The organism is Paracoccus sp. UBA5162, from assembly GCF_002413585.1.
In the GTDB taxonomy this organism is placed as follows: domain Bacteria; phylum Pseudomonadota; class Alphaproteobacteria; order Rhodobacterales; family Rhodobacteraceae; genus Paracoccus.
The window spans coordinates 51942-52600 of record NZ_DHXG01000032.1; the positions used below are offsets into that span (position 1 = coordinate 51942).

The window sequence follows — 659 nt, forward strand, 5'->3', positions numbered from 1 at the left end:
CGCACCGTGCCCTTCGTCGCCAAGGCCACCGACAGCGCCATCGCATCCATCGCCGCCCGCCTGATGGCCGGCGAGCCGATGTCGCACTTTCCCGAACGCGCGCCCTATCCCGAAGGCGTCGGGCCGGAAGACGACCTGCCCTTTGCCGATCCGCTGACCCTGGCCGACCCGATCACGCCCTGGTTTTCGGTCAAGGAGGCCGTGCTGCCCTTCGCCCGCTTCCCCGGCGTCGATACGCTGCTGGGCCCGGAAATGCGTTCGACCGGCGAGGTGATGGGCTGGGACCGCAACTTCCCGCGCGCCTTCCTAAAGGCGCAACTGGGCGCGGGCGTCGCGCTGCCCCATGACGGCCGTGTCTTCATCTCGGTCAAGGACGCCGACAAGACCGACGCGATGGCGCAGGCCGCGCGCGATCTGGTGGCGATGGGCTTTGCGCTGACGGCGACCTCGGGCACGGCCGATTTCCTCGCCTCGCAGGGCGTGGAATCGACCCGCGTGAACAAGGTCTACGAGGGCCGCCCGAACATCGTCGACCGCCTGAAGGACGGCGAGATCGCGATGGTCCTGAACACGACCGAGGGCGTGCAGGCCATCGCCGACAGCCGCGACATCCGCTCTGTCGCGCTGTATGACAAGATCCCCTATTTCACCACGGCCGC

The 659-nt window shown here is 68.4% G+C and carries 1 pseudogene; it reads left to right on the forward strand.

Annotation, left to right across the window (positions count from 1 at the left end):
- Nucleotides 1–659 (forward strand): annotated as a pseudogene (locus B4A72_RS04415) (carbamoyl phosphate synthase large subunit); the annotation flags it as partial.